Below are 24,611 nucleotides of genomic sequence, written 5' to 3' on the forward strand. Positions count from 1 at the left end.
ACTGTCGGCACCTTGAGTTTAATTTGATAACTGTAAAAAACGGCTGATATCATCCAGATGAGATGCATAACCGATAAAACTGTGGTCCCCGCCCGTTTCCAAGCGCAGTTCACAGCAATGGTATTTTGCCAAAGCTTGGCGATAATCCAGTACTTCATCCCCACTTTGCAGCATGACCATAAATCGATCCGGGTGACGAATGACCTCGGTATCGAAGCTTTTCAGAATATGCTGATGGGCCGGCATCACCTGATATGTCTCCCCAGTGTAGGGATTATGCTGAGTGCCGAGAAACTGGGCAAACAGCTCATAAGGTTTTACGGCAGGATTCACCAGCACCGCCCGGCCGCCATATTTTTCAGCTAAATACGTTGCATAATAACCACCGAGGGATGAGCCGATAAATGCCAGAGGTTGCTTCTGCTCGAGCGCATCGCAAACCAATTGTTCCAACAGTGCCATGGCTTCAGCAGGCGCCGCAGGTAACTGTGGCGCCACAAACTCTAATTCAGGAAAGTTTTCGCCAATAAACGCTGCACTCTGGCGACCTTTATCAGACTGGGGGGAACTATTGAACCCGTGAATATAAAGCAGCATAAATCCTCACGCTGCGGTCACGGAGTCCTCAATAACCGCTGGCGTCCTTATCCGGCGAAAATCGGTCGCCTGGTACCCGGTAGACATTGGTAAGCATGCTACCATCTGGCCTGAGCTCCAGCAAACGATAGCCGGGCTGCTGAATGTCCAGAGCGAAATAATGGGACTGGGGTTTAAACTGAATACAGGTAGATGGTGTCGCCATTAAATGCAAAGGCGCACCAGCCCGTGGATAGTCAATATCCAACTGTTGATGAATATGCCCCCATAACACCCCTCTCACTTGAGCATATTGGCTGATATGCGCTAAAAAGGCTTCACCATTGGCCAAACAATGCTGATCAAGCCAGGTGCAATTGGCCAACACTGGGTTATGGTGCATCACCAACAGGGTGTAGTGTTCAGGGAAAGCGGCGACAGCTTCATCAATTAAAGCCAATTCTGCTGGCGCAAGAAAACCGCCGGGCTTACCTCGCACAGTTGAATCCAGCATGATGATTTGCCATTTTCCCGCCAAAATCCGCTTATGGCCATGTACCTTAGGCCCCTGCATATGCAGATGCATAATACGAGGATCATCATGATTACCGGGCAGAAAATGACAAGGAAGATTCAATGGCGAGATTGCACGGACAAAACTGCGGTATGACTCAGGAGAATAATCTTGACTGATATCGCCGGTAGCCAACATAAAGTCAGCCGGGTACTGCACCGCGCGAAATGTATCAAGCACAGCATTCAGGCTTTTGGCAGTATTCACCCCTAAGAGTTGGCCTTCAACATCGGCAAACAGATGGGGATCAGTTATCTGAACCAGACGAACACAGTTATTGCATGGAATGGAATAAGAGACTGCCTCTTGCAGCATTAATGCACCCAAAATGTCAGGACAGACAAACCCGTGTTGCCCGTCGGCCTATTTTTAACAGCTCCTCCAGGAATGCATTGACCTGGTACTTCTCATCGCGCTGATACATACGTAAATTGGGATAATCATACACTGCCTGAAGTTGCGAAATCTGTTGTCCAGTTAACACTTCTGCCAATTTAGCGTCGTGGTACACCCTTACCAACACGTTGGGCACAGGGATTAAGCCACTTTTACCCGTTGGCCGGGCAATACGCACCAGCTGGGTATAAGGGGTATTTTCCAGCAAAGCGATGTCCAATACGCCAAAACCGCCCTCTATTCGCCACTGCAGTCCTTGTTGCGCATCTGACGGCAACCAATGAAGAATATGGGCATAATTGCGGCCGCATAAAGATAAAAATGCCGACACATTCGGCTGATAACGATAGGATTTAACTGTGTTCTTCACCTTGTTTGACCAAAATTTGCTGATAATTCAACTGCAACCACTGCAGCCCCATAACAGCGGCAGCATTATCAATCCGCCCCTGCTGCAGTAAATGATAGGCCTCCTCGCGATTGACCACCACGACACGGATATCTTCATGTTCTTGTTCCAATCCGTGGATCCCTTTTGCCTGGCTAGCATCGACTTCAGCCCAGAAAAAATGAAACCGCTCAGTACTGCCTCCCGGACTGGCTAAATAACTGCTTACCGGATGTAATGACAGCGCTTTCAGGCCGCTTTCTTCTTCCAACTCACGCTCAGCGACTTGTGCCAGTGACTCTCCAGGCTCGATCATACCGGCCACCAGCTCTAAAAGCCATGGATGCGCCGTGGTATCACAGGCGGGGAAGCGAAACTGCTCGATCAATACCACTTGATCCCGCACCGGATCATAAGGCAACACTACCACGGCATGACCCCGATCAAATACTTCCCGAGTCATTTCTGCGCTCCATTGGCCGCTATAAAGTCGATGGCGCAGGCGATATTGCCGCAGAGAAAAAAAGCCGTGATAAAGATCTTTTTCTGCAATGATTTCAACATCATCCATATTAAAATCGGTTTGTTTCATCAGCTGTTCCTGAAATAATTTTTATCAATGATATCAACATACTTAACAAATTCCGGAAAATAAAATCTGTTACACTTAGCATTTGACTTAAATTTGGTTGATTTTTTAGTATTTAGGTTTGACCAATATTGGGCAGCGTCGGGAAGCGCAAATCGCCTTTGGCCCTACTCGCCGGGCACCACCTCATGCACAAGTTAATCAACTCCCAACTATCGCGGGAGTATTGTCTCAAAAAGGACAGCCAATGAAATTCAGAATCCGTTCTCTCTGCGCTGCGATCTCCCTTGCTGCAGCCAGCACTGCAGTGCACGCCGAAGATTTACTCCAAATTTACCAGCAGGCACTGACCAATGATCCGGTCGTACTGCAGGCACAAGCTCAGCGTAACGCTCTATATGAAAAAATTGAAGAGTCTCGAGCCCCTTTACTGCCAACGCTGAGTGCTAGTGTTGGGTACGGTAAATCTTGGGTCGATAAAAACGACGACCACACAGGCGTTAATAGCGCCAATGGCTTTAACGGTAATTTAACCCTCAATCAAGTGATCTATAACCACAGTGCTTGGGTTGGACTGAGCCTAGCCGAAAAAGTTGCCGCGCAGGCTGATGCCAGTTATGCCACCGCGCTGCAAGGATTAATCCTGCGCGTTACCAATGCCTATTTCAATGTTCTCAGCGCCAGAGATGCACTGGAATTCCAAAAAGCCGAAGTGGCCGCCATCGGCCGTCAGCTGGAGCAAACCAAGCAACGCTTTGCCGTCGGACTGACGGCGATTACCGATGTGCATGAAGCTCAGGCTCAATTCGATTTGGCGCGCGCGCAGGAAATCTTGGCGGAAAATACACTGCAAAATAGTTATCAGGCGCTGCAGGAGATCACCGGCATCCATTATGCCCATATTGATGTGTTGGATACCCAGCGCTTCTCGGCCAGCTTGCCGATGCCAGACAGTGCAACCCAGTGGTTGAAACAAGCAGAAGACAGTTCAATCGAGCTGTTAGTTCAGCGCATTGCCAAAGATATTGCTGGAGAGCAAATCGCCCTGGCTAAAGCCGGACATATGCCATCAGTCAATCTGACGGCGGGTTATAACGGCACGTTTGAGCAAAACACCCCAGCAGCAGATCGGGGTAACGCCAGTATCGGCGTCAATGTCAGTGTCCCCATTTTTGAAGGCTTTAAAGTCAGCTCTCAGGTAAACCAGGCACAATATAGTTTTGTCGCTGCCAGTGAAAAACTGGAGCAGGTACACAGAGCGGTTGTTAAGGATATCCGTAACAACTTCAATAATGTGGTTGCTGCAATTAGCTCTATCAAAGCCTATGAGCAAACCGTTATCTCCTCTGAGAGCGCGCTGAAAGCCACTCAGGCAGGCTTTGAAGTCGGCACCCGTACCATTGTGGATGTGTTGAACAGCACCCGTAACCTGTACAGCTCCAAGCGCCAGTTATCTGATGCCAGATACTCTTATATCAAGTCTATTCTGGCGCTGAAACAAGCCGCGGGGACGTTAACTGAAAGTGATGTTGCCGCCATTAACAATGGGCTGACTGCTGCAGCAACTAAATAGCCTTAATTGCTAATACAGACATAAAAAAACCGCCGTACAGGCGGTTTTTTATTAATTACCTAAGTGACTCACTTAGAAGTGCAACTCAACCCCGGCGAAGAAACCTTTAAACTTCATATTGGAGTTCAGGCCAGAGAATTTGTCGGCATCAAAGTTAAACTCACGGTAACCGGCACGCAGGCTGGTATCGAGGATCATGCCATCAAACTGCCATCCTAATCCCACGGTATAATCATGCACCTGGGTTTCAGTTAGACCGGCCATCACATCAGCAAAACCAAACAATCCTAAACCTGGCACACCAACCTTAGCGCTGGCATAGCCCATCACCACACCATCATCCAACTTTTGTTTTGCGCTATGGCTAGCATCTGTCACGGTATAGCTGCCGTGCATCTGCTTGTAAGCCCCCCCCAAGTCCAATGACACTAGGTCATTGTCCAGAATTTCGTAGTAGAGGATAAAGTCAGTATTGCTCAAATCTGCTTTGGCGTTGGTATCACCAGTAAATGGCTGACCACCGAAATTGAAATTAGCGCCGGTTAAACTGCCATTTTCCTTGATGCGGTTTTCCCGCAGCGCCACATTTGGCACTAGCGGGATAGGGTGCTCTAATGATGCCCAGACACTACCCTGACCGGAAGAGTCAAAGTTAAAATCCTGCTGAGGGGCGCCGCGCTCGGCAAAAGATCCATCAGCATCGGCCTGCCAGTAATCAGCTCCAGCCTTTATTCCCAGCAACATGTCGGCCTGAGCCGCAGTTGATACCAGCGCAGTTAATACGGCACCTGCCAGCATTGTTTTTTTCATAATTACCCTTGAGAAAGCAAGTTAGTTAAATCAATAACCGCGGCATTCGCCCGCGAAATATAGTTGGCCATCACCAGTGAATGGTTCGCGACCAATCCAAAACCACTGCCGTTGAGGATCACCGGACTCCAAACGGGCTGTTGAGTTGCTTCCAGCTCCCGAATGATCTGCCGCAGACTAACCTCAGCATTTTTCTTTTTCAGTACGTCGGCGAAATCCAATTCAACGGCTTTCATAAAATTCAACAGCGCCCAAGATGAGCCTCTGGCCTCATAAAACACATTATCAATCTGCCACCAACTGGTTTTCAGCTGATATGAGCTCCCCGATGGTGTAGATTGTCTGGCGGCACTGTCTCCAGCTAAATCGGTATTAATGCGCTCTTGCCCGACACTGGCAGATAACTGCTGAGACATACTGCCAAGACGCTTTTGCACCTCTTTAAGCCACTCATTGAGATTATCGGCTCGGGCATAAAACTGGGCATCACTATTATCACTGTCCGCTATCCGAGAGCGGTACATCTCCAGCAATTTAATTGCATCGTTGTATTCACTTTCGGCTTTGGGCACTAACCAAGAGGTGTGATCAATATTGAGCTTAGAGTGAGCCTCAAGCAGATCTTTATCCGCTGTACTTTGGGATTGAGAGCGACTGAACTCTTTGCGCATAATCAGCGCCAAATCCCGGGATTGTTCCAGCGCACCAAATTCAAACGCCTTCATATTGTCCATCAATACCGTCGGCGGTAATACATCATTGGACTGCCAGCCACCGCTCTTATTGAGCAATGTTTTCATGGTATCGATGAGGGCCGATGTGGTGGCATAACCAATCACGGGTTGGCCCGCTGGCGTTTTCAGTGTTTCCGGTGCCAATGGCTCAGGCTCAACACTCCACCAAACCCCGATCGCATAAAATATTAGCAATATCGCTAATGCCGCCCCTGTCAGCTTTTTCCAGCTCAATCCCATGATTTCGTTCCTCAGTGATGGTGGTGATGACCACCGGCAGATTTCTGTACCGGCAGGGTTACCAGTAAAGATTGTCCATTATCAAAATGCAGCGTCAACGTTACCTGCTGGCCGGGGTGAAGCGTCTGCTTCAACCCGAGTAACATAATATGATCGCCGCCGGGAGTAAGCTCCAGCGTACCATTTGCGGGTAGCGAAAATGCCTTAACCTGTCGCATGCTCATCATGCCTTGCTTTTCAATCAGCGTGTGTAATTGAGCTTCCCGGGCCACATCTGTATTGACCCCAGTTAATGCGGCCGCGACGCCAGTATTGCGTAATGTCAGATACGCTGCGGTATTGGGCACCCCTTCAGGCAAGGCTCTCACCATACCGGAATTCAGCAATATTTCAGCTTGAGCAACAGGTAACACCAATAAAAACAAGCAGGTTAAAAGCAGCTGTTTGAATAATAACTTCAATGTCATACACTCCATGTAGTCTTAGCCAGTCGATAAGGAATCAACGAATGAGCAATATCGAGGTGTTGGATGACGCTGGGGTGCGCATAATCTGTTTTAACCGTCCTGAAAAACGCAACGCCCTGTCACTCGACATGTATCAGCAGTTGACAGAATACCTTATCGAAGGTGAAGCCAACAATGATATCAAAGTCTTCATGTTATGTGGTGAAAACCAGTGTTTTACCTCAGGCAATGATATCCGTGATTTTATTTCCAATGGTGATCTAGGTCCCTCGCATCCGGCAGTTCGCTTTCTGTTTTGTTTGCTGGAACTCAAAAAACCTATGGTCGCAGCCGTCAGTGGCTCAGCGGTCGGTATTGGCACCACTTTGCTACTGCATTGTGATTTGATTTATGCCGATCCCACCGCGCAATTCCAGCTACCTTTTGTCAATTTAGCCCTTGTACCAGAAGCTGGCGCCAGTATGTTGCTGCCACAATTGGTCGGCTATCCCAAAGCGGCAGAGCTATTACTGCTTGGGGAACCATTTGATGCCCATACCGCCCATCAATTGAAATTGATTAATGAAATTATCACGCCTGATGCCCTGCACAGCCACACATTATCTGTGGCACACAAACTCGCCCGTCAACCAGCAGGAGCGGTGCAACTCACCCGTCAGTTGATGCGTAGCAATCGCAACCGACTACAGCATCAGATGTATCTGGAGTTGGAGCATTTTGGCAGTCAGTTAAAAAGTGAAGAAGCCCGAGCAAGGTTCAGTGCATTTTTAAATAAGACCTGACAAGTTAATTGCCGCTCTAAGTGCCCTATTCAGTAACAGAGCGGCTATTGGCGTGCCAACGCAGCAATAACACCGCAACCACTGCAGCTAACAATATCGGCCATAACAGTGTCACACCGGCATAAAGCAATGCCGCCAACGCCATTAACACCATAAACGGCAGTAACAAAGTAGAACAAACGACAGCCAAGACACACAGCATTAATAATGACAATATCAGCCCCAGTAACCCTGTTAACCAACCGCTAGTGCTGAAAGCTTCCAACTGTAAAATGCCGATACCGGTCCATCCCCCAGTGACATCTAATAATGTCAGAACAATCAATGCCAACACGGCGCAAAGCATGCTCAGTAATGTCATGTTCACTCCTCCTACATCCTGTCTTATCCAAGAGGTGATTTCGTCTTTGCAGGTAATTTATTGTTTCTGAGTGAGTAAGGCTGGCGGCATCTGCGGGGCATCGTTCACATGCGTTGTTATTTGCTGTTCTAACTCCAATTGCTGCAGGCCTAGAGTGAAATGCAACTCATGGGTTATCTGCTCAGTGAGTTCTTGTTGCTGCTGTTGCAGTGAATGTTCAATATGCTGTTTGAGATCCGATTGCAGCATTGCGTCATCCATCGCTGCCTGCGCACTCCATCCCGTCATTAGCATCAAAGCAACAGCACAAACCTTTAGGCAAGTCATGTTAAATCCTTTTATACCGGCTTAAGTTATGCGGGATAAATCAACAGTCATGCCAAGTTGCTCAAACACCAGATAAGACACTGATTAATAAAAGCTAGGAAGGTTAGTTATGAGTTATTTAATGCGAAAAAGCATGAAGGGGAAAAGTATTACAGTGGCGAAAACAACCAAAACTGTTGTTATTTTCGCCACTTTTTTTAATCTCTGACTATGGGAGAGTAACAGCTGGCTGCTCCCAGCTGATAACGCGTTGTTGTCGCTCAGTCTTGCAACAAGTTGGCCTGTTGCTGCATTTTTTCCAGCGCTTGCAGGATCACTTCGGTACCCGCACCCGGCTTATGGGCATTTTCACTCAAATGACGACGCCAAGCTCGAGAACCCGGTAGCCCCTGATACAGCCCAATAATATGCCGGCTGATATGGTTTAAACGCCCACCGTTAGCAAGGTGCGCCTCAATATAAGGCAGCAACTTCTCAATCACCTGCTCCCGGCTTAATACCGGCGTACCCAAGCCACACAGCGCTGTATCAACCTGAGACAAAATATAAGGATTCTGATACGCCTCGCGTCCCACCATCACGCCATCAAGCTGTTCCAGTTGCGCCTTGGCCTGCTCGATACTGGTAATACCGCCATTAATCGAAATGTGTAACTCGGGATAATCCCGTTTCAGTTGATACACCCGCTCATAATCCAGCGGTGGGATCTCGCGGTTTTCTTTCGGGCTCAATCCCTGCAGCCAAGCTTTGCGGGCATGGACAATAAAAGTGTCGCAACCAGCGGCTTTAACGGTATCAATAAAGCTGGTCAGAAACTCATAACTGTCCTGAACATCGATACCAATGCGGGTTTTCACTGTCACCGGAATGTCTACCACCTGACGCATCACATCGACACACTGGGCCACCAACGCCGCTTCCCCCATCAAGCAGGCACCGAAACGACCGTTCTGCACCCGATCCGATGGGCAGCCCACATTGAGGTTTACTTCATCATAACCATACTGCTGCGCCTTTAAGGCGCAAGCGGCCAAATCAACCGGGTTAGAGCCGCCCAATTGCAGAGCCAATGGATGTTCCTGCTGGTTATAGGCCAGATAATCCCCTTTGCCATGCAAAATTGCCCCAGTGGTCACCATCTCGGTGTACAGCAGCGTCTGAGCAGACATCAAACGGGCAAAGTAGCGGTAATGCCGATCAGTCCAATCCAACATTGGCGCCACAGAAAAGCGACGGTTTAGCGGGGTAATGGTGTCATGGTTAGCAATGGGGGTCTGTGACATGTAAAAAGTGCCTTGCAGTTGAAAGTCGCACAGGACAGCAATGCTGCCGTTCAAAGGCCGGATTATACACAGATAGCGGCCGGGGAGCATAACAAAGCCACGGCGCGAACGATGATATCAGTCCACCATAAGATTCCCTGTCACCGCCACTAAAACCGCCTAAGCTTACATTTGCAGCAGCAACACAACTACAACTTTTGGACGATAAAGGAACCTTACTCCACTATGAATGTGCAATTTATCAATCCATTTTTAGAATCCTTTCTCAATGTCATCAATACCATGGCAACTTTGCAGCTCACCCCTAGCCGGCCGCAAATAAAACTGGATGAAGTTGCCCGCGGTGATGTGTCCGGGTTAATCGGTATGGTTGGGCCACAAGTAAAAGGGTCATTATCCATCACCTTTGAGGAGCAACTGGCCTGTAAAGTGATGCAAAATATGCTGGGGGAAGCGCCGGAAGAATTGAATGAAGAGGTCACAGACATGGTGGGGGAAATCACCAATATGGTGGCCGGTGGTGCGAAAAAGATATTAGGGGAACAAGGGTTTGAATTTGATATGGCCACCCCCGTAGTCGTGGCCGGAAAAGATCACCATATTGCGCATATTTGTACTGGCAAAAAATTGATCATGCCGTTTAACAGTATCTTCGGGAAAGCCTATATCGAAATCTGTTTTGAAAAGTAATTAACGCATCCCCGACAGCAGCAGTTGTCGGGGATTGCACTTTGCAGCTCAGCGATTTTCAGCCCATCTTCATGGGCAACATCATGGCACCGCAATCACGACTATCTATTTAGAACGGCTGACTCACCATCACCCAGAATTGTTTACTGTCAGCACTGACGCCCATCTCAGCCCGCACAACAACGCTTTCCACTTCAAACCTTACCCCGCCACCTAGACTCCAATGCATATCATCATGCAGCGCTGAGGCGGAAAAATTATCACTGACTTGACCGGCCTCGGCAAACAAGACCCATTGCCACCAAGGCACATCGTAAAAATTAAATACTGGCCACTGCTGCAGTGGTTGCCAATGGGGCTGCACCCGATACTCCAAGGTGTACAACAAAGCGCTGCGACCGGTAAAACGCCGAGCGGAATAGCCTCGCAGTCGTTCAAATCCCCCCAGACTGATACCCGCATAAGCCGGTGGTCGGTGCCATTGCCCGTCACTTTGCTCATCCCAACTCGGGGTATCGGCCAGATACAGATTGGCTGCTAACACCTGTTGACGAAATAGCTGATTTTGTCCCAACGGCACAAACAGACTCTGCTCGAGCTCCCACGTTTGCCAATTTTCGTTGCCATCACTAGCTGTGCCATATTTCAGCGTTAGGCTGCTCTGACCGCCCCGGGTGCTATTACGACCGTTATCACGGTTATCCCAATTAAACTGCAGCGCCACGCCACGGGCATGCTCAGGAACAGCTTGCTCAACCGCTAAGGAATGGGATTGATTAAACGCCGTCAGCCTGATACTGCTCACCCCGGAAACCCGAGGATCCCAGCTGATATCGCGACTCGGCCCCATAGCGGCCACAGCCCCTTGCCGCCCGCGACCAATGGGCAACACATAATCAATATGCAGCTTGGCAAATTGCTCCTCTCCCCGGGTTATGACTCGGGTTGCCGCCTCAGTTTCGCCGGGCAGATAATAAATCCCTTCCTGAAACAGCCCTTGATAATACTCAGCACTAAATAACCACTGGGACAATCCGGGCAGTTGATAATGATTGGCCGCCAAATAACCGACCCAGCTGTCATTAGTGGTATACAGGCCGATACCCAGCACGCTAGCCTGTGGCTGCCCAGCATGCTTAATGACCCCGGCTGCGCCAAACGCCGTACTGAGATTTTCACTGGCGAAGACAAACGGCACCACAGCAGACTCGGGAGATATGGCTGGCATATCCGTGGTTGGCTGCTGGGCAAATGCGGCAGATGACAACAATCCTGTCACGGCCAGAGATATGATTACATCCTTGATTTTTTTCACTATTAAAAATTCCAGCCACAAAAAAACGGCAACTCATTTTGCCGTTTTTATATTCTATCCAGGCTTGCTTGCCCGGAGCTGAACAGCGGGAATTATTCCACACATACCGCCACACGAGGCGTGAGCTTAGTCATCAATTCGTAAGAAATGGTGCCAATATGCTCGGCGACCTCTTCAATATGCAGCGCTTGGCCCCATAGCAGGACATCGTCACCAGCTTTATCTGTGGCTCCAGGCCCCAAATCCACCGTTAACATATCCATAGACACGCGACCAACTACCGGTACCCGGCGACCATTAACCCACACAGGTGTCCCTTCCGGCGCATTGCGAGGATAACCATCACCATAACCTATTGCCACCACACCCAGACGGGTATCCCGCCCGGCATGCCAATAACCACCGTAGCCCACAGGCTCTCCGGTTTTATGATCTCGAACTGCAATCAGCTGAGATTTCAGCTCCATTGCCGGGATCAAGGCATGATTAATGCCCAAATCACCGGTCACTGGTGATACCCCATAGATAGCAATACCCGGACGGATCCAGTCTCGCTGGCTCTGCGGCCAAAATAGTGCCCCCGCAGAGGCGGCCAGTGAGCGTTCGCCGGGCAGGTCGCTGGTCAACGCATCAAAGATAGCTAACTGTACCGAGGTATAATCTTCATCCGGTTCATCGGCGCGGGAAAAATGGGTAATTAAATTAATCGGCTTAGCCACATTCGGGCAACGCCCCAGCCGCTCATATACCGCGGAAAACTGCTCCGGCGTAAAGCCCAGACGGTGCATACCGGAATCAATTTTCAGCCAAACATTCACCGGCTCATCTAATGTTACCTGCTCTAGCATTTCCAGCTGAGATTCATGGTGGACAACGGTATCAATATGGTGAGCGACTAATTTGTGCAAATCATCCGGGCGGAAGAAGCCTTCTAACAGCATTAACTTACCCTGAATGCCGCCATGTCGTAATTCCAGCGCTTCCTCTAGCCTAGCTAGGCCAAATCCATCAGCCGCCCCATCCAAATGGCGGGCGACATGCAACAGACCGTGACCATAGGCATTGGCCTTAACCACTGCCATCACTTTACTGCCAGGAGCGAGCTGTTTTAATTGCTGCAGATTATGTGTCAGTGCACTGAGACTGATCTCTGCACGGGGAAAAGGTTTCAAAGAAATGCCCTGTCTAACTGAAAAAAAACACACAAAACCAGCGCATCAGTCTTCATCAAACTGAAGTGCGCCAGCATAGCTATCGAACCGGGAGAAGTGCCCCTGGAAGGTCAGGCGTACCCGCCCGATAGGGCCATTACGCTGTTTACCGATAATGATCTCGGCGGTACCTTTGTCCGCAGAGTCATCGTTATACACTTCATCCCGGTAAATGAACATAATAAGGTCGGCATCCTGCTCGATAGAGCCTGATTCACGCAGATCTGAGTTCACCGGGCGTTTATCGGCCCGTTGTTCCAGCGAGCGGTTAAGCTGGGACAGTGCAATAACCGGGATCTCTAACTCCTTAGCAAGGGCTTTGAGAGAGCGAGAAATTTCGGCAATCTCTAAGGTTCGGTTATCGGCCAATGCTGGTACCTGCATCAATTGCAAGTAGTCGACCATGATCATGGATAGCCCGCCGTGATCCCGGGCAATTCGCCGGGCCCGGCTACGTACTTCTGTCGGCGTCAGACCTGAGCTATCATCGATATACATCTTACCCTGTTCTAGCATAATACCCATGGTGGACGACACGCGAGCCCAGTCCTCATCATCCAGCTGACCGGTACGGATTTTGGTCTGATCAACCCGCCCCAGCGAGGCCAACATACGCATCATGATCTGTTCTGAAGGCATCTCCAGACTGAAAATCAGCACTGGCTTATCTTCATTCATGGCCGCGTATTCACACAGGTTCATGGCAAAAGTAGTTTTCCCCATAGAGGGACGAGCCGCCACAATCACCAAATCGCCGGACTGGAAACCAGCCGTCATGCCATCAAGATCGGCAAAGCCGCTGGATACCCCGGTAACACCGTTATGGGGGTTGTTATAGAGTTGCTCAATCCGATCAACGGTTTTTTCCAGAATGGTTTTAATCCCTTCTGGGCCCTCATTGGCATTCGCCCGTTGCTCGGCAATTTTAAATACTTTGGTTTCGGCCAGATCCAGCAATGCACTGGAATCACGCCCTTCCGGGTTATAACCGGCATCGGCAATTTCATGGGCGACCCGGATCATCTCTCGCACCACGGCCCGCTCACGGACAATCTCGGCATAAGAAACGATATTACCGGCACTAGGGGTGTTTTTCGCAATTTCCCCTAGGTAGGCAAACCCACCGGCATCCTCTAGCTCGCTGGATAATTCCAGCTGTTCAGAAACCGTCACCAAATCGATTGGCTGGCCTGCTTCAACCAGCTTTTGCATCGATGCAAAAATCATCCGATGGGAACGGGAGTAGAAATCTTCTTTAACGACGGCTTCAGATACCTTATCCCAGGCTTCGGCATCCAACATCAGGCCACCGAGTACCGACTGTTCCGCTTCCAATGAATGGGGCGGTAACTTTAGGGCATCCATCTGGGCATCTTTGGCTTTGCCTTTAGGCTTAAAAGCACCTTGCTGAGACATTCACGCTCCCGATTACAACAGCTTTACAAATATGATATAAATCAGCTGGGTAAAACAATTAACCCAACAATAACAACCTGTTTATCCAACAAAACGGACATAATTACAAACAATAAGGAATGAACATGCGCAATGCATTGGTTGCAGCCCTGCTGCTGTCATCCGGTGTTGCCTTGGCCGATGAAGGTCAATGGCAACCCTACCAAATGCCCATGATTGCTGACAAACTCAAGCAGCGGGGCATTGATATCCCGGCCAAACAACTGGCTGATCTTACCCGCTATCCAATGAATGCTGTGGTTGGACTGGGCTATTGTACCGCCAGTTTCGTTTCCCCTAAAGGTTTAGTTGTCACCAACCACCACTGTGCTTATCGGGCAATTCAATACAATACCAAGCCTGCTCACAACTATCTGGCCAATGGATTTCTGGCGCAAACGCTCGCAGAAGAGGTTTCAGCAGGCCCTAATGAGCGCCTCTATGTCACTGAAGCGGTAACAGACGTTACCAAACACATTACAGCCAAGCTCCCTCAGCAGCCGCTGGCGCGTTATCAAGCTATTGAGGCGCAAAAAAAGGCGTTAGTGAAGCAGTGTGAAAGCGATGAAAATTATCGCTGCTCAGTGCGCAGCTTTCACAGTGGACTGGAATACTACCTAATTAAACAGCTGATTATTCGGGATGTGCGCCTAGTCTACGCTCCCCCTGAAAGTGTGGGCGGCTATGGCGGCGATATCGATAACTTTGAGTTCCCTCGCCACAGTGGTGATTTTACCTTTTTGCGCGCCTATGTCGGCAAAAATGGCAAACCGGCAGCTTACCATCAGGATAATGTGCCCTATCAACCCGCCAGCCACCTGAAAGTCAACGCGGATGGGGTAAAAGCCGGGGATGGCGTCTTTGTCGCTGGCTATCCCGGCTCAACCAGCCGCTATCGACTCACCTCTGAGCTAAAATTTGCCAGCGACTGGCTCTATCCGGTACTGGCTGACAGATATCAGCGTCAGATAGACACGCTAGAAGCCATGGGGGCCAACAGCAGTGATATCAAAATTAAATACGCCGGTATGCTGGCAGGTAACGCCAATCGGATGAAAAAGCTCAATGGCTTACTGGATGGTTTTCGCAGTACTGATATCGCCGGGATCAAACAGCAACGCGAAGATGATTTTACCCGCCATATTGATCGCCAAGGCGCTAACAGCAAGGCGATGATGCAGACCCTTGAGCGCTTGATCACGGAGCGTCAAGCGCAATATCAGACTCGGTTTTATTTCAATAATGCCCAATCAGGTGCACTGCTTGATGCCGCAAAGCAACTTTACCGGTTAGCTAAAGAGCAGCAAAAACCGGATGCCGAGCGCGAAGCCGGTTATCAACAGCGGGATCTGCGCATGTTTGCCGCAAAACTGACGCGGCTAAACCGCAGTTTTGATGCCGAGGTGGACCGGACGCTGTGGCAGCAGGATATTGAAGCATACCGAGATCAATCCCACAGGGTTGAGGTGCTGGATAAATTATTGCTTGAGAACGGGACACAGCCATTGGCTGAGCGGCTTCGAGGCATGTACTCCCTCACCGGGTTGATGGATACCGATACTCGTCTGGCTTGGATGCAGAAAACCCCCGGCGAATTTGAGCGCAGTGCCGATCCTTTTATCCGCTTAGCGGTTGCACTGTACCCGGAAAATATTGCTCAGGAGCAAGAGGATAAAACCCTCAGCGGAGAGTTGTCCCTCGCCCGGCCTGAATATATGGCTGCGGTGATTGACTATTACAAAGCCAATAATTGGCCTGTATATCCTGACGCCAATGGCACATTAAGGATCACCTACGGTATGGTTGATGGTTACCAGTCCCGTGATGCCTTGTATAAACAGCCGTTTACTAAACTGGAAGGGATTGCAGCCAAGCACACAGGTCAAGCGCCATTTAATGCCCCGCAAAAAGTGCTCAGTGCCATTGCCAGCAATGATACCCAAGGGCACAAGGTTGAGGATCTGTATGGCGATCACCGCGGCTGGCTATGTAGGCTATTCTCCTGCCAGGATAAGCCTGACGCCTTTAATTCAGTCCCGGTCAATTTCCTTTCCAGTGTAGATACCACAGGGGGAAATTCTGGCTCACCGGTATTCAATGGTCAGGGGGAATTGGTCGGACTCAACTTTGACTCCACCTATGAGGCCATCACCAAAGACTGGTTCTTTAATCCGGAGATCACCCGGGCGGTACATGTGGATATCCGTTATATCCTCTGGATGATGGATAAAGTCGATAATGCCCACAATTTATTGGCCGAGTTGGAAGTCGTGCGTCACTGATCGGCTGTGATAGCTAAAATCCAGACATAAAAAAACACCGCCCTAAGGCGGTGTTTTTCACGGTAAAGGTTAATTAAGCTTCTGCAACAACAGAAACTTTAACCATACCTTTCACTTCGGTGTGCAGGATAACTTCAACTTCGAACTCACCAGTGGTACGCAGAGCGCCCAGTGGCAGACGAACTTCAGCTTTAGCCAGCTCAACACCAGCAGCAGTTACTGCATCAGCGATATCGCGGGTACCTACAGAACCGAACAGCTTGCCTTCGTCACCAGCTTTAGAAGCAATAACAACAGCTTCCAGAGCAGTGATTTTCTCAGCGCGCTCGTGGGCAGCAGCCAGCTCAGAGGCCAGTTTAGCTTCAAGTTCAGCACGGCGAGTTTCGAAAACTTCAGTGTTAGCAGCGTTAGCTACAACAGCTTTGCCTTGAGGCAGCAGGTAGTTACGTGCATAACCAGCTTTTACAGAAACTTGGTCACCCAGGTTGCCCAGGTTTGCGATTTTATCAAGCAGAATAATGTTCATTATCAATTCCTCTAGCTAAGAACCAGTGCCAATTACTGATGCAGATCAGTGTAAGGCAGCAGTGACAGATAGCGAGCACGCTTGATAGCGCGAGCCAGCTGACGCTGATACTTGGCAGAAGTACCGGTGATACGGCTAGGAACGATTTTGCCACTCTCAGTGATGTAGTTCTTCAGAGTAGCAATATCTTTGTAATCGATCTCAGTCACACCTTCAGCGGTGAAACGGCAGAACTTGCGACGACGGAAATAACGTGCCATGTTGACAGTCTCCTAAGTTTTCAATTCGACATTTTCAGCGTGGAGCACCAAACGGTTTTGCCCGTTGCGGCTCTGCTGCAGTGCAATAAAGCCTGCAACTTCAATCTCCACGCCAGCTTTCAGCTTGTCTGTGATGCTATTAAAGCGATCTCCGCTTAATACCACCTGGATTTGACAGTACACATTCCGCAGCATTTCAACTTCAAAGCGCTGGGATTTATGCTCCAGTGTCAGTATGCAATGTGCAATACCGGCTGGGCTGTCAAATTGTCTGGAACGCAGTATCTGGCCAGACAACACCAGATGATTGGCGGTCACAGAGAAACTTACTCAGCTTTTTCTTCAGCGTTTTCTTTAACTTCTTCAGCAACTTTTTCTACGGCTGCAGCACGGCGAGTTTCACGCTCGTCTTTAGCCTTAGCCATTGGAGATGCTTCAGTGATGGCAGCTTTAGTACGCATAACCATGCTACGCAGAACAGCGTCGTTGAAACGGAAAGCTGTCTCCAGCTCTTCAACAGACTCAGCAGTAGCTTCTACGTTCATCAGAACATAGTGAGCCTTGTGCAGGTCTTGAATTGGGTAAGCCAGTTGACGACGGCCCCAGTCTTCTAGGCGGTGGATCGTGCCGTTAGCTTCAGTGATAACACCAGTATAACGCTCGATCATACCTGGTACTTGTTCACTCTGGTCAGGGTGAACCATAAATACGATTTCGTAATGACGCATTTATTGCTCCTTACGGGTTTGTAGCCTCGTGATTGGCTCAGTCAAACCAAATAGAGGCAAGGAACGAGATAAAGTGACTGATAAGGTGCGCGATAGTACATAAACCCGGCACAAAACTCAAGCAGTAAAAACACTGCTTGAGTGGGAAAATGCCGTATCTTATCTTCATTGCTGCGGCGTCATTAATGCCGGATTCTCGCCGCTCAAATCACAATACTGAGCGCTGAGTTTAGCCCGCGGCCAAGGCTTGCGCTAAACCCCATTCATTGTATGATGTGAAGCGACAACCGGCGCTGATGCGCCCATCTGCCAGACTCTTGAATCACAGAATAATTATTACAATGCTCAGAGCCTTTTTATCACCCCTGTTACGGCGTGCAGCCCAACTTAGCTTGTTGTTTTTTCCAGGTGTTGCCTGTGCGTTAGTGCCGCCAGATTATCAAGAACCCCCTAGCGATTTCACCGCTGAAGTGGAGGCGGGATTTCAGCTCAATACAGGTAATACTGAATCCAGCAGCTTTAACGGCCGCACTAAATTGGTGTATGACACCCATAATTTTAAACAAGAAGGTACAGTCAAAGCCTTCTTTGCTTCCGACTCAGAAAAAACCACTGCTGAAAAATACAATCTGCAACTACAGTCCAACTATAAAATCAACAGTGGCTATATTTTTGCCCAAGGGGATTTCACCTGGGATAAATTCGGCTCGTATACCCGTATTGCCACAATTTCATCCGGCTATGGTTTCAAACCGATTAATACCACCAATACCAGCATGAGCCTGGAAGTCGCACCGGGTTATCGTTACAACCTGCCTTATGGTAATGATCCAGCGGTAGACCCCATCGCGGAGCAGGATGTGATTTTGCGTACCACGGCCAAGTTTGAACAAAAAATCCATGAGTACACTAACTTCACCGCCGATTTGGTCACGGAAGTGGGAGAGAACAACAATACGGTGGCACTGGATTTAGCCTATAAAAATACCGTATTCCAGGACTGGGCATTTAAGGTGGGATTTAACGTCAAATATACCCAAGTAGTACCGGAAGGTACGCAACAGACCGATACCATATCGACGTTTAATCTGCTGTATACCTTTCAATAAGCTAAGCCCGCCTTAAAACATAACCCGGCCAAAGCCGGGTTATGTGCAAATTTACTCACACAGCAAAGCTCAACAAGCTACATGATGGCGAGCGATAAAATCAGACAGGATCTGAGTGGCATTGGCTTCATTACGCTGTTGCGCCAGCAAGTAGCAATAGATTGCCGTTTCATGTTCATCCACCAAATGGAATAACTCCGTCATTGGCGAATGATGTTGTTCAGCCTTCACCCGCTGCTGACGATACACTTCCTGATACGGAGCCACCCAATCGACCATGGTATCGATCAGACTCTCCCAAGACAGATTCAGCCAACGGCTGGCATCAGCATCACCTTTCGCGGCCATCTCTTCATCATGGGGCTGACAGACGCAGCCAAAGCTCGGCAATTGCCGCTCTAGCTGGGCCGCCGTTACTCGCTCAACCTGCAGCAAAAGTTCAAATGCGTGACGGTGCCGTCCCATAGCATCCCAATCACGAAACCCAGCCAGCATAGTACTGAAAAAAGCAATACCATAAAGTTCACCGCGGTAAGCCTGCTGCAGTTGCTCCCGCTGTTGTTTATCAATTTGCATAAAGAAAGAAGGAAATAGTGGAGACAGGCAACTGCTACAGTACACCGCAGCAGTTGCCAAAAAAGATTAACCGAGTCGCTGACGCACGGCTTCGAACAAACAAATACCGGTCGCAACGGATACGTTCAAACTGGATACCGCTCCGGCCATCGGAATGGAAACCAGCGTATCACAGCACTCACGACTTAAGCGGCGTAAGCCTTTACCTTCAGCGCCCATAGCAATCGCCAGAGGGCCTTTTAGATCAGCCTGGTACAGGTTGCAATCGGCTTCACCGGCAGTACCGATAATCCACACGCCTTTTTCCTGCAAATGGCGCATAGTACGGGCCAAATTTGTCACCTGGAATAAAGGCACTGTTTCTGCTGCGCCACAGGCAACCTTACTCACGGTTGCAGTCAGGCTCACCGCATTATCCTTTGGCACCACAATACCATGCACTCCGGCAGCATCGGCATTACGCAGACAAGCGCCCAAGTTATGTGGATCAGTCACGCCATCCAGGATTAATAGAAATGGGGTATCTGTTTTTGCCAGCAGAGTATCTAAATCATGCTCAGTCAGCGCCTTGGCAGGTTTAACCCGTGCCACAACGCCCTGATGCTGACTGCTGCCCGCCTTCTCATCCAGCACTTTACGGGATGTTTGTGGCATAGAAATGCCATACTCGGCAGCCAGTTTAATCAAAGGAGCAACCCGCTCATCCAGGCGGCCCTGCATCAAAAACAGCTCCAGTACCCGCTCTGGACTGTTTTTCAAAACAGACTCCACAGCGTGGATGCCAAAAATCATATCTTGCTTTTTCATTTACTTCTTTCTCTTGCTGCGTGCTTTACTTTTGGCTGGCTTGGCAGCACTGGCTTTCGCGCCCGCCTTAGCCGGACGTTTTTTCGCTGAACTTTTTTTGCCTTTGGGTTTGGTGCTTCCGCGTAATTCTTCACGCACGCTGCCTGACTTACTGCCACCCCGTTTACCGGCATCACTGTCAGCCCGGCCTTTGCCCTGCTTAGCGCCTTCCATATTGACCCGCTCACGGGCGGTCAGTGGCCGGCGGCCCCGGTTTTTACGGCGGCCATTGTCATCGCCCACCATCAAAAGATCAATCTGACGATCATCCAGATTCACTGCCGCGACTTTCACCGTTACAGGATCGCCCACCTGATATACCTGACCAGAGGCTTCACCAATCAGGCGCTGACGCATAGGATCGTACTGGTAATAATCACTGCCCAAACTGGAGATATGCACCAAGCCATCAATAAACAGTTCGTTAAGGCGGACAAATAGGCCAAAACTGGTCACTGAAGCAATCACGGCATCAAAGGTATCGCCGACATGATCCTGCATAAACTCACACTTGAGCCAATCGCTGACATCCCGGGTCGCTTCATCAGCGCGGCGCTCGGTGTTAGAACATTCCTCACCCAGCTTATCCAGCTCATCCAGCTGATAGTGATAACCGCCATCTTTGGTCCATTTCTCATCGGCGCTGCCCTGCTCTTTGGTCAGCAGATAGCGGATCACCCGATGCAGTACCAGATCCGGATAACGACGGATAGGCGACGTAAAGTGAGAGTAACCATCCAGCGCCAGACCGAAGTGACCATCGTTATCCGGTGAGTAAATTGCTTGACGCATAGAACGCAACAACATCACCTGGATAAGCTCAGCATCAGGCCGGTCAGCAATGGCTTCCATCAAGAGTTGAAAATCGATTGGCTGTGGTTCCAGCCCACCGCCCAGCGACAGGCCACGCTCAGACAAAAACTCTTTAAACTGGGTCAGCTTCTGCTCAGATGGCGCTTCATGCACCCGATACAGCACCTCACCTTTATGTTTTTTGACAAACTTAGCCGCGGCTACGTTCGCCAAAATCATACATTCTTCAATGATCTTATGCGCCTGATTGCGTACCCGAGGCACGATGCGGTCAATCTTGCGTTGTTCATTGAAAATAAATTGGGTTTCCACAGTTTCAAAGGCAATAGCACCCCGCTCAGCCCGCTGCTCATCCAATGCCAGATACAGCTGCTGCAATACCTGTAAATGGGGCAAGAGTGCTGCATGCTCAGGAGCCGCTTCACCGCCTTCCAACATGGCGGCCACCTGGGTATAGGTGAAGCGGGCATGGGAATGCATTACCGCTGGATAGAACTTATAACCAGACAGTTTACCTTTGGCCGATACCGTCATCTCCGCCACCATACAGAGGCGATCAACTCCGGGGTTTAGCGAACACAGGCCATTAGACAGTTTTTCCGGCAACATGGGGATCACTTGGGATGGGAAATACACTGAGTTCCCCCGCGCCCGAGCTTCCACATCCAGCGCAGAGCCGGTGCGGACATAGTGACTGACATCCGCAATCGCCACCCACAGCCGCCAGCCGCCGCTTTTCTTGCGCTCAGCATACACGGCATCATCAAAGTCACGGGCATCTTCACCGTCAATGGTCACCAGAGGTAACTGGCGCAAATCAACCCGATCTTTTTTATCGGCTTCTGTCACTTCATCGGGGATCCGACGCAGCTTTTTCTCTATCACCGGCGACCATTCATGGGGCAGATCATAGTTACGCAGCGCAATTTCAATCTCCATTCCCGGCGCCATCTGTTGCCCGAGCACCTCAGTGACTTTACCGGCAGCTTTCACATAGCGGCCTGGACGACGGGTCAGCTCAATCACCACCACATCACCATGACGAGCACCGTGGCGATCCGCGGCATCAATCAGAATTTCCTGAGTAATGCGCTTATCATCGGCCACGACAAAGCTCATGCCAAAGTCCACATAGTACCTTCCGACCAACGGCGCGCTACGCGGCTGGATGAGTCGGACAATACGGGCGTCACGTCGCCCTTTGCGATCACTGCCCGCTTTCTGCGCCAGCACCTTGTCGCCATGGAAATACATCTGCATATCCCGGCTGGAAATATACAGATCATCTCCGCCTTCGTCCGGGCGGAAAAAGCCAAAGCCATCACGGTGGCCCAGTACGGTTCCGGCAATCAAATCCATCCGCTCTGGCAGGCCATAACACTGACCACGGGTGAACACCAGCTGGCCGTCACGCTCCATGGCACGCAACCGGCGGCGCAGGGCCTCCACTTGCTCTTCATCGGTGATCTTTAGGGCGTTAGCAATACGCTCGCGGTTCAGGGGTGAAGTCTGGGAACGTAGGTACTCTAGAATGTACTCACGGCTGGGGATGGGATTGTCGTATTTGTTTTGTTCACGCTCAAAATGAGGGTCTTTTATCATTCATTTTCCATATCGCTTTCCCTCTTACGAGGGTGGGATCACCGGCTTGTCAAGGATGCGTTGCGGGCTCTCTCCACCACACTGGCAGGCATCTTCACCTCTAATCCCTGTAATAATTTCATGGCTTCCAGTTTGACCGCATCATCGCTGAATACTTCATTAAACAGCCAATGATACGCCTGTTCATAGTCTCTGGGACTGCCGTAACCTGCAGCCATCAGCCTGACCAGCATCATTCTGGCCGGCTGGCTGCCATTGGCGGCGGCCGGAAGCACATACTGTACGGCCCGATCTTTGTTTTGCACCACAAAGCGGCCGTGTTGATAATATTTGGCCAATTGCACCATGGCCTCGGGACTACCTTGTTCAGCGGCAGCCCGTAATAGCACCATCCCTCGGGATGGATTGACCGGGACACAAATACCGAAATTCAGCATTTCGCCCCAGAGAAACTGATAAAGCGGCTGTTGCAGGATGTCAGCTCTGGCTTCAATATCCTGTACCAGCTGGCAATCATCTGCTTGGACTTGTTGCAGATACTTGTCCTGCTGGATCAGCGTTAACAGCTCAGCTTGGCTGTAGATGTCCAGCCTATAATCATCGCCGTATAAGGGCAAACTTAATTGCCACAGTAACAGCGTTACCGCCCAACGCAGCATAACAGCATCCAAAGTTTTGCAGTGGTATACCTGCTATCGGCCGACGGCAATCTAACTGAAGAGCTTTTCTATGATTTTGAATAAGCCATTAAAAAAGGCCGCTTAGCGGCCTTTTCTCATCAGTTGAACGGATTCACCAAAATCATGGTTTCATTCCGATCAGGACCGGTAGAGATAATATCAACTGGTGTTTCAAGCAGCTCTTCAATGCGCTTGATATAGTTGATTGCCGCCTGAGGCAGTTGCTCCAGCGAAGTTGCACCAAAGGTGTTTTCACTCCAGCCTGGCATAGTTTCATACACAGGGGTTACCTGCTCATAGCCTTCTGCTGCCAGAGGGGTGGTCTTGGCTACAGTACCATCTGGATACTGGTAACCGACGCAGATTTTCACCTCTTCTAGACCATCCAATACATCCAACTTGGTCAGACAGAAACCACTGACACTGTTGATTTGTACTGCGCGGCGCATAGCCACAGCGTCCAACCAACCTGGACGACGCTTACGACCTGTGGTGGCACCAAACTCGTGACCTTTAGTTCCCAGGTAATCACCGATTTCATTATCCAACTCAGTTGGGAATGGACCAGCACCTACACGGGTGGTGTACGCCTTAATAATGCCGCAAACATAATCTAAGTGGCGTGGACCAAAACCGCTACCGGTAGCAACGCCACCTGCGGTGGTATTGGATGAAGTCACAAATGGGTAAGTACCGTGGTCAATGTCCAACAATGTACCCTGTGCGCCTTCGAACAGAATATTATCACCGGCTTTGCGTGCTTGATCCAGCATTTCAGCCACATCGACACACATACTTTTCAGATAATCCGCTATTGCCAGTGCATCATCCAGTGTTTTCTGGTAATCAACCGCTTCAGCACCATAAAACTCTGTCAGCATAAAGTTGTGATACTTCATCACTTCTTTCAGCTTTTCGGCAAACAGCTCAGCATTGAACAGATCGCCAACACGCAGACCACGACGGGAAATCTTATCCTCATAAGCAGGACCAATGCCGCGACCGGTAGTACCGATAGCATTGTTGCCACGCGCTTTTTCGCGGGCCATATCCAGTGCACAGTGGAATGGCAGGATCAAAGGACACGCTTCAGAAATCAGCAAACGTTCTTCAACAGGAACGCCACGCTCTTTAAGCATGTTGATTTCAGTCATCAGTGCATCTGGTGCCAATACAACACCATTGCCGATAACGCATTTTACGTTATCACGCAGGATACCTGACGGAATAAGGTGGAGGACGGTTTTTTCACCATCGATAACCAGAGTGTGACCAGCATTGTGGCCGCCCTGATAACGAACTACGTATTTTGCCTGTTCGGTGAGAAGGTCGACAATCTTACCTTTTCCCTCGTCACCCCATTGAGTGCCGAGAACAACTACGTTTTTACCCATTGTTTGCTGCAAGGTTGCGGTTAA

The 24,611-nt window shown here is 49.7% G+C and carries 27 protein-coding genes; 5 read left to right on the forward strand and 22 right to left on the reverse strand.

Annotated elements, in window-relative coordinates:
- Positions 1 to 18: 18 nt before the first annotated feature.
- From NFHSH190041_RS17065 to nudF, 4 genes are read right to left on the reverse strand one after another with little or no spacing between them, the layout of a single operon-like run.
- On the reverse strand, positions 19 to 597 hold the full coding sequence (locus NFHSH190041_RS17065) for a YqiA/YcfP family alpha/beta fold hydrolase (RefSeq protein ID WP_261922909.1): 579 nt from the start codon (positions 595 to 597) through the stop codon (positions 19 to 21).
- A 28-nt stretch (positions 598 to 625) separates the two neighbouring features.
- A complete protein-coding gene (cpdA, locus tag NFHSH190041_RS17070; protein ID WP_261922910.1) occupies positions 626 to 1,465 on the reverse strand; it encodes a 3',5'-cyclic-AMP phosphodiesterase in 840 nt (279 codons plus the stop codon).
- 16 nt (positions 1,466 to 1,481) lie between these two features.
- Positions 1,482 to 1,916, reverse strand: a complete 435-nt coding sequence (locus tag NFHSH190041_RS17075) for a DUF1249 domain-containing protein (protein ID WP_261922911.1) — start codon at positions 1,914 to 1,916, stop codon at positions 1,482 to 1,484.
- A complete protein-coding gene (gene nudF, locus NFHSH190041_RS17080; RefSeq protein ID WP_261922912.1) occupies positions 1,900 to 2,526 on the reverse strand; it encodes an ADP-ribose diphosphatase in 627 nt (208 codons plus the stop codon). The genes NFHSH190041_RS17075 and nudF overlap by 17 nt, the downstream gene beginning before the upstream one ends.
- A gap of 244 nt (positions 2,527 to 2,770) precedes the next feature.
- Between nudF and tolC the strand changes: the two genes are divergently transcribed.
- A complete protein-coding gene (gene tolC, locus NFHSH190041_RS17085; RefSeq protein ID WP_261922913.1) occupies positions 2,771 to 4,096 on the forward strand; it encodes an outer membrane channel protein TolC in 1,326 nt (441 codons plus the stop codon).
- Between the two features lie 72 nt (positions 4,097 to 4,168).
- Here tolC and NFHSH190041_RS17090 read toward each other — a convergent pair whose 3' ends face one another.
- Genes NFHSH190041_RS17090 through NFHSH190041_RS17100 form a run of 3 tightly spaced genes read right to left on the reverse strand, consistent with a single transcriptional unit; the run spans position 4,169 to position 6,356 of the window.
- Positions 4,169 to 4,906: a TIGR04219 family outer membrane beta-barrel protein gene (locus tag NFHSH190041_RS17090; protein WP_261922914.1), complete on the reverse strand. Its 738-nt coding sequence runs from the start codon at positions 4,904 to 4,906 to the stop codon at positions 4,169 to 4,171.
- Positions 4,907 to 4,908: 2 nt separating this feature from the next.
- A complete protein-coding gene (locus tag NFHSH190041_RS17095) occupies positions 4,909 to 5,880 on the reverse strand; it encodes a DUF2333 family protein (RefSeq protein WP_261922915.1) in 972 nt (323 codons plus the stop codon).
- A gap of 11 nt (positions 5,881 to 5,891) precedes the next feature.
- Positions 5,892 to 6,356 (reverse strand): copper chaperone PCu(A)C, encoded by a 465-nt coding sequence (locus NFHSH190041_RS17100; RefSeq protein ID WP_261922916.1) that lies wholly within the window; start codon positions 6,354 to 6,356, stop codon positions 5,892 to 5,894.
- Between the two features lie 32 nt (positions 6,357 to 6,388).
- Between NFHSH190041_RS17100 and NFHSH190041_RS17105 the strand changes: the two genes are divergently transcribed.
- Complete coding sequence (locus NFHSH190041_RS17105; protein WP_261922917.1) at positions 6,389 to 7,129, forward strand: enoyl-CoA hydratase-related protein; 741 nt, start codon at positions 6,389 to 6,391, stop codon at positions 7,127 to 7,129.
- A gap of 25 nt (positions 7,130 to 7,154) precedes the next feature.
- On the opposite strand, the gene NFHSH190041_RS17110 is transcribed toward NFHSH190041_RS17105, so the two are convergent.
- The 3 genes from NFHSH190041_RS17110 to dusA all read right to left on the reverse strand — a co-directional run bounded on the left by NFHSH190041_RS17110 (position 7,155) and on the right by dusA (position 9,100).
- The gene (locus tag NFHSH190041_RS17110) at positions 7,155 to 7,490 is read right to left on the reverse strand and encodes a hypothetical protein (RefSeq protein ID WP_261922918.1); all 336 of its coding nucleotides are present in this window, start codon (positions 7,488 to 7,490) and stop codon (positions 7,155 to 7,157) included.
- Positions 7,491 to 7,547: 57 nt separating this feature from the next.
- Positions 7,548 to 7,817 carry a hypothetical protein gene (locus NFHSH190041_RS17115; RefSeq protein WP_261922919.1) on the reverse strand — a complete coding sequence of 90 codons (270 nt, stop codon included), beginning with the start codon at positions 7,815 to 7,817 and terminating at the stop codon, positions 7,548 to 7,550.
- Between the two features lie 260 nt (positions 7,818 to 8,077).
- On the reverse strand, positions 8,078 to 9,100 hold the full coding sequence (gene dusA / locus NFHSH190041_RS17120; protein ID WP_261922920.1) for a tRNA dihydrouridine(20/20a) synthase DusA: 1,023 nt from the start codon (positions 9,098 to 9,100) through the stop codon (positions 8,078 to 8,080).
- 225 nt (positions 9,101 to 9,325) lie between these two features.
- Between dusA and NFHSH190041_RS17125 the strand changes: the two genes are divergently transcribed.
- Complete coding sequence (locus NFHSH190041_RS17125) at positions 9,326 to 9,790, forward strand: chemotaxis protein CheX (RefSeq protein ID WP_261922921.1); 465 nt, start codon at positions 9,326 to 9,328, stop codon at positions 9,788 to 9,790.
- 109 nt (positions 9,791 to 9,899) lie between these two features.
- Here the strand turns inward: NFHSH190041_RS17125 and NFHSH190041_RS17130 are convergent, their stop codons facing one another.
- From NFHSH190041_RS17130 to dnaB, 3 genes are all read right to left on the reverse strand, one after another.
- Positions 9,900 to 11,105: a BamA/TamA family outer membrane protein gene (locus tag NFHSH190041_RS17130; protein WP_261922922.1), complete on the reverse strand. Its 1,206-nt coding sequence runs from the start codon at positions 11,103 to 11,105 to the stop codon at positions 9,900 to 9,902.
- 92 nt (positions 11,106 to 11,197) lie between these two features.
- Entirely contained in the window at positions 11,198 to 12,277 is a 1,080-nt protein-coding gene (gene alr / locus NFHSH190041_RS17135; RefSeq protein ID WP_261922923.1) for an alanine racemase, read from the reverse strand.
- A gap of 45 nt (positions 12,278 to 12,322) precedes the next feature.
- A complete protein-coding gene (gene dnaB / locus NFHSH190041_RS17140; RefSeq protein WP_261922924.1) occupies positions 12,323 to 13,732 on the reverse strand; it encodes a replicative DNA helicase in 1,410 nt (469 codons plus the stop codon).
- 125 nt (positions 13,733 to 13,857) lie between these two features.
- On the opposite strand from dnaB, the gene NFHSH190041_RS17145 reads away from it, so the two are divergent.
- A complete protein-coding gene (locus NFHSH190041_RS17145; protein ID WP_261922925.1) occupies positions 13,858 to 16,053 on the forward strand; it encodes a S46 family peptidase in 2,196 nt (731 codons plus the stop codon).
- A gap of 73 nt (positions 16,054 to 16,126) precedes the next feature.
- On the opposite strand, the gene rplI is transcribed toward NFHSH190041_RS17145, so the two are convergent.
- Genes rplI through rpsF form a run of 4 tightly spaced genes read right to left on the reverse strand, consistent with a single transcriptional unit; the run spans position 16,127 to position 17,567 of the window.
- On the reverse strand, positions 16,127 to 16,579 hold the full coding sequence (rplI, locus tag NFHSH190041_RS17150; RefSeq protein WP_261922926.1) for a 50S ribosomal protein L9: 453 nt from the start codon (positions 16,577 to 16,579) through the stop codon (positions 16,127 to 16,129).
- 32 nt (positions 16,580 to 16,611) lie between these two features.
- Positions 16,612 to 16,839 carry a 30S ribosomal protein S18 gene (gene rpsR / locus NFHSH190041_RS17155; protein ID WP_025009344.1) on the reverse strand — a complete coding sequence of 76 codons (228 nt, stop codon included), beginning with the start codon at positions 16,837 to 16,839 and terminating at the stop codon, positions 16,612 to 16,614.
- A gap of 12 nt (positions 16,840 to 16,851) precedes the next feature.
- A complete protein-coding gene (priB, locus tag NFHSH190041_RS17160) occupies positions 16,852 to 17,157 on the reverse strand; it encodes a primosomal replication protein N (RefSeq protein ID WP_261922927.1) in 306 nt (101 codons plus the stop codon).
- Positions 17,158 to 17,165: 8 nt separating this feature from the next.
- Positions 17,166 to 17,567, reverse strand: coding sequence for a 30S ribosomal protein S6 (gene rpsF / locus NFHSH190041_RS17165; RefSeq protein WP_261922928.1), 402 nt, complete (start codon positions 17,565 to 17,567; stop codon positions 17,166 to 17,168).
- A 365-nt stretch (positions 17,568 to 17,932) separates the two neighbouring features.
- On the opposite strand from rpsF, the gene NFHSH190041_RS17170 reads away from it, so the two are divergent.
- Complete coding sequence (locus NFHSH190041_RS17170) at positions 17,933 to 18,676, forward strand: YdiY family protein (protein ID WP_410010885.1); 744 nt, start codon at positions 17,933 to 17,935, stop codon at positions 18,674 to 18,676.
- A gap of 69 nt (positions 18,677 to 18,745) precedes the next feature.
- Here the strand turns inward: NFHSH190041_RS17170 and NFHSH190041_RS17175 are convergent, their stop codons facing one another.
- The 5 genes from NFHSH190041_RS17175 to NFHSH190041_RS17195 all read right to left on the reverse strand — a co-directional run bounded on the left by NFHSH190041_RS17175 (position 18,746) and on the right by NFHSH190041_RS17195 (position 24,587).
- Positions 18,746 to 19,312 (reverse strand): hypothetical protein, encoded by a 567-nt coding sequence (locus NFHSH190041_RS17175; protein ID WP_261922930.1) that lies wholly within the window; start codon positions 19,310 to 19,312, stop codon positions 18,746 to 18,748.
- Between the two features lie 6 nt (positions 19,313 to 19,318).
- Complete coding sequence (rlmB, locus tag NFHSH190041_RS17180; protein WP_261922931.1) at positions 19,319 to 20,059, reverse strand: 23S rRNA (guanosine(2251)-2'-O)-methyltransferase RlmB; 741 nt, start codon at positions 20,057 to 20,059, stop codon at positions 19,319 to 19,321.
- A complete protein-coding gene (rnr, locus tag NFHSH190041_RS17185; RefSeq protein WP_261922932.1) occupies positions 20,060 to 22,513 on the reverse strand; it encodes a ribonuclease R in 2,454 nt (817 codons plus the stop codon). It lies immediately after the preceding gene.
- A gap of 38 nt (positions 22,514 to 22,551) precedes the next feature.
- On the reverse strand, positions 22,552 to 23,172 hold the full coding sequence (locus NFHSH190041_RS17190) for a tetratricopeptide repeat protein (protein WP_261922933.1): 621 nt from the start codon (positions 23,170 to 23,172) through the stop codon (positions 22,552 to 22,554).
- Positions 23,173 to 23,291: 119 nt separating this feature from the next.
- The gene (locus NFHSH190041_RS17195; RefSeq protein ID WP_261922934.1) at positions 23,292 to 24,587 is read right to left on the reverse strand and encodes an adenylosuccinate synthase; all 1,296 of its coding nucleotides are present in this window, start codon (positions 24,585 to 24,587) and stop codon (positions 23,292 to 23,294) included.
- Positions 24,588 to 24,611 lie beyond the last annotated feature (24 nt).

Origin of the sequence: Shewanella sp. NFH-SH190041 (assembly GCF_024363255.1) — a bacterium.
Taxonomy (GTDB): domain Bacteria; phylum Pseudomonadota; class Gammaproteobacteria; order Enterobacterales; family Shewanellaceae; genus Shewanella.

Excerpts from the sequence above, each read along its gene's own strand:
- NFHSH190041_RS17065 (WP_261922909.1), bottom strand. The coding sequence starts at position 597 with ATGCTGCTTTATATTCACGGGTTCAATAGTTCCCCCCAGTCTGATAAA.
- cpdA (WP_261922910.1), bottom strand. The coding sequence starts at position 1,465 with ATGCTGCAAGAGGCAGTCTCTTATTCCATTCCATGCAATAACTGTGTT.
- nudF (WP_261922912.1), bottom strand. The coding sequence starts at position 2,526 with ATGAAACAAACCGATTTTAATATGGATGATGTTGAAATCATTGCAGAA.
- tolC (WP_261922913.1), top strand. The coding sequence starts at position 2,771 with ATGAAATTCAGAATCCGTTCTCTCTGCGCTGCGATCTCCCTTGCTGCA.
- NFHSH190041_RS17090 (WP_261922914.1), bottom strand. The coding sequence starts at position 4,906 with ATGAAAAAAACAATGCTGGCAGGTGCCGTATTAACTGCGCTGGTATCA.
- NFHSH190041_RS17095 (WP_261922915.1), bottom strand. The coding sequence starts at position 5,880 with ATGGGATTGAGCTGGAAAAAGCTGACAGGGGCGGCATTAGCGATATTG.
- NFHSH190041_RS17100 (WP_261922916.1), bottom strand. The coding sequence starts at position 6,356 with ATGGAGTGTATGACATTGAAGTTATTATTCAAACAGCTGCTTTTAACC.
- NFHSH190041_RS17105 (WP_261922917.1), top strand. The coding sequence starts at position 6,389 with ATGAGCAATATCGAGGTGTTGGATGACGCTGGGGTGCGCATAATCTGT.
- NFHSH190041_RS17110 (WP_261922918.1), bottom strand. The coding sequence starts at position 7,490 with ATGACATTACTGAGCATGCTTTGCGCCGTGTTGGCATTGATTGTTCTG.
- NFHSH190041_RS17115 (WP_261922919.1), bottom strand. The coding sequence starts at position 7,817 with ATGACTTGCCTAAAGGTTTGTGCTGTTGCTTTGATGCTAATGACGGGA.
- dusA (WP_261922920.1), bottom strand. The coding sequence starts at position 9,100 with ATGTCACAGACCCCCATTGCTAACCATGACACCATTACCCCGCTAAAC.
- NFHSH190041_RS17125 (WP_261922921.1), top strand. The coding sequence starts at position 9,326 with ATGAATGTGCAATTTATCAATCCATTTTTAGAATCCTTTCTCAATGTC.
- dnaB (WP_261922924.1), bottom strand. The coding sequence starts at position 13,732 with ATGTCTCAGCAAGGTGCTTTTAAGCCTAAAGGCAAAGCCAAAGATGCC.
- NFHSH190041_RS17145 (WP_261922925.1), top strand. The coding sequence starts at position 13,858 with ATGCGCAATGCATTGGTTGCAGCCCTGCTGCTGTCATCCGGTGTTGCC.
- rplI (WP_261922926.1), bottom strand. The coding sequence starts at position 16,579 with ATGAACATTATTCTGCTTGATAAAATCGCAAACCTGGGCAACCTGGGT.
- rpsR (WP_025009344.1), bottom strand. The coding sequence starts at position 16,839 with ATGGCACGTTATTTCCGTCGTCGCAAGTTCTGCCGTTTCACCGCTGAA.
- rpsF (WP_261922928.1), bottom strand. The coding sequence starts at position 17,567 with ATGCGTCATTACGAAATCGTATTTATGGTTCACCCTGACCAGAGTGAA.
- rlmB (WP_261922931.1), bottom strand. The coding sequence starts at position 20,059 with ATGAAAAAGCAAGATATGATTTTTGGCATCCACGCTGTGGAGTCTGTT.
- rnr (WP_261922932.1), bottom strand. The coding sequence starts at position 22,513 with ATGATAAAAGACCCTCATTTTGAGCGTGAACAAAACAAATACGACAAT.
- NFHSH190041_RS17190 (WP_261922933.1), bottom strand. The coding sequence starts at position 23,172 with ATGCTGCGTTGGGCGGTAACGCTGTTACTGTGGCAATTAAGTTTGCCC.
- NFHSH190041_RS17195 (WP_261922934.1), bottom strand. The coding sequence starts at position 24,587 with ATGGGTAAAAACGTAGTTGTTCTCGGCACTCAATGGGGTGACGAGGGA.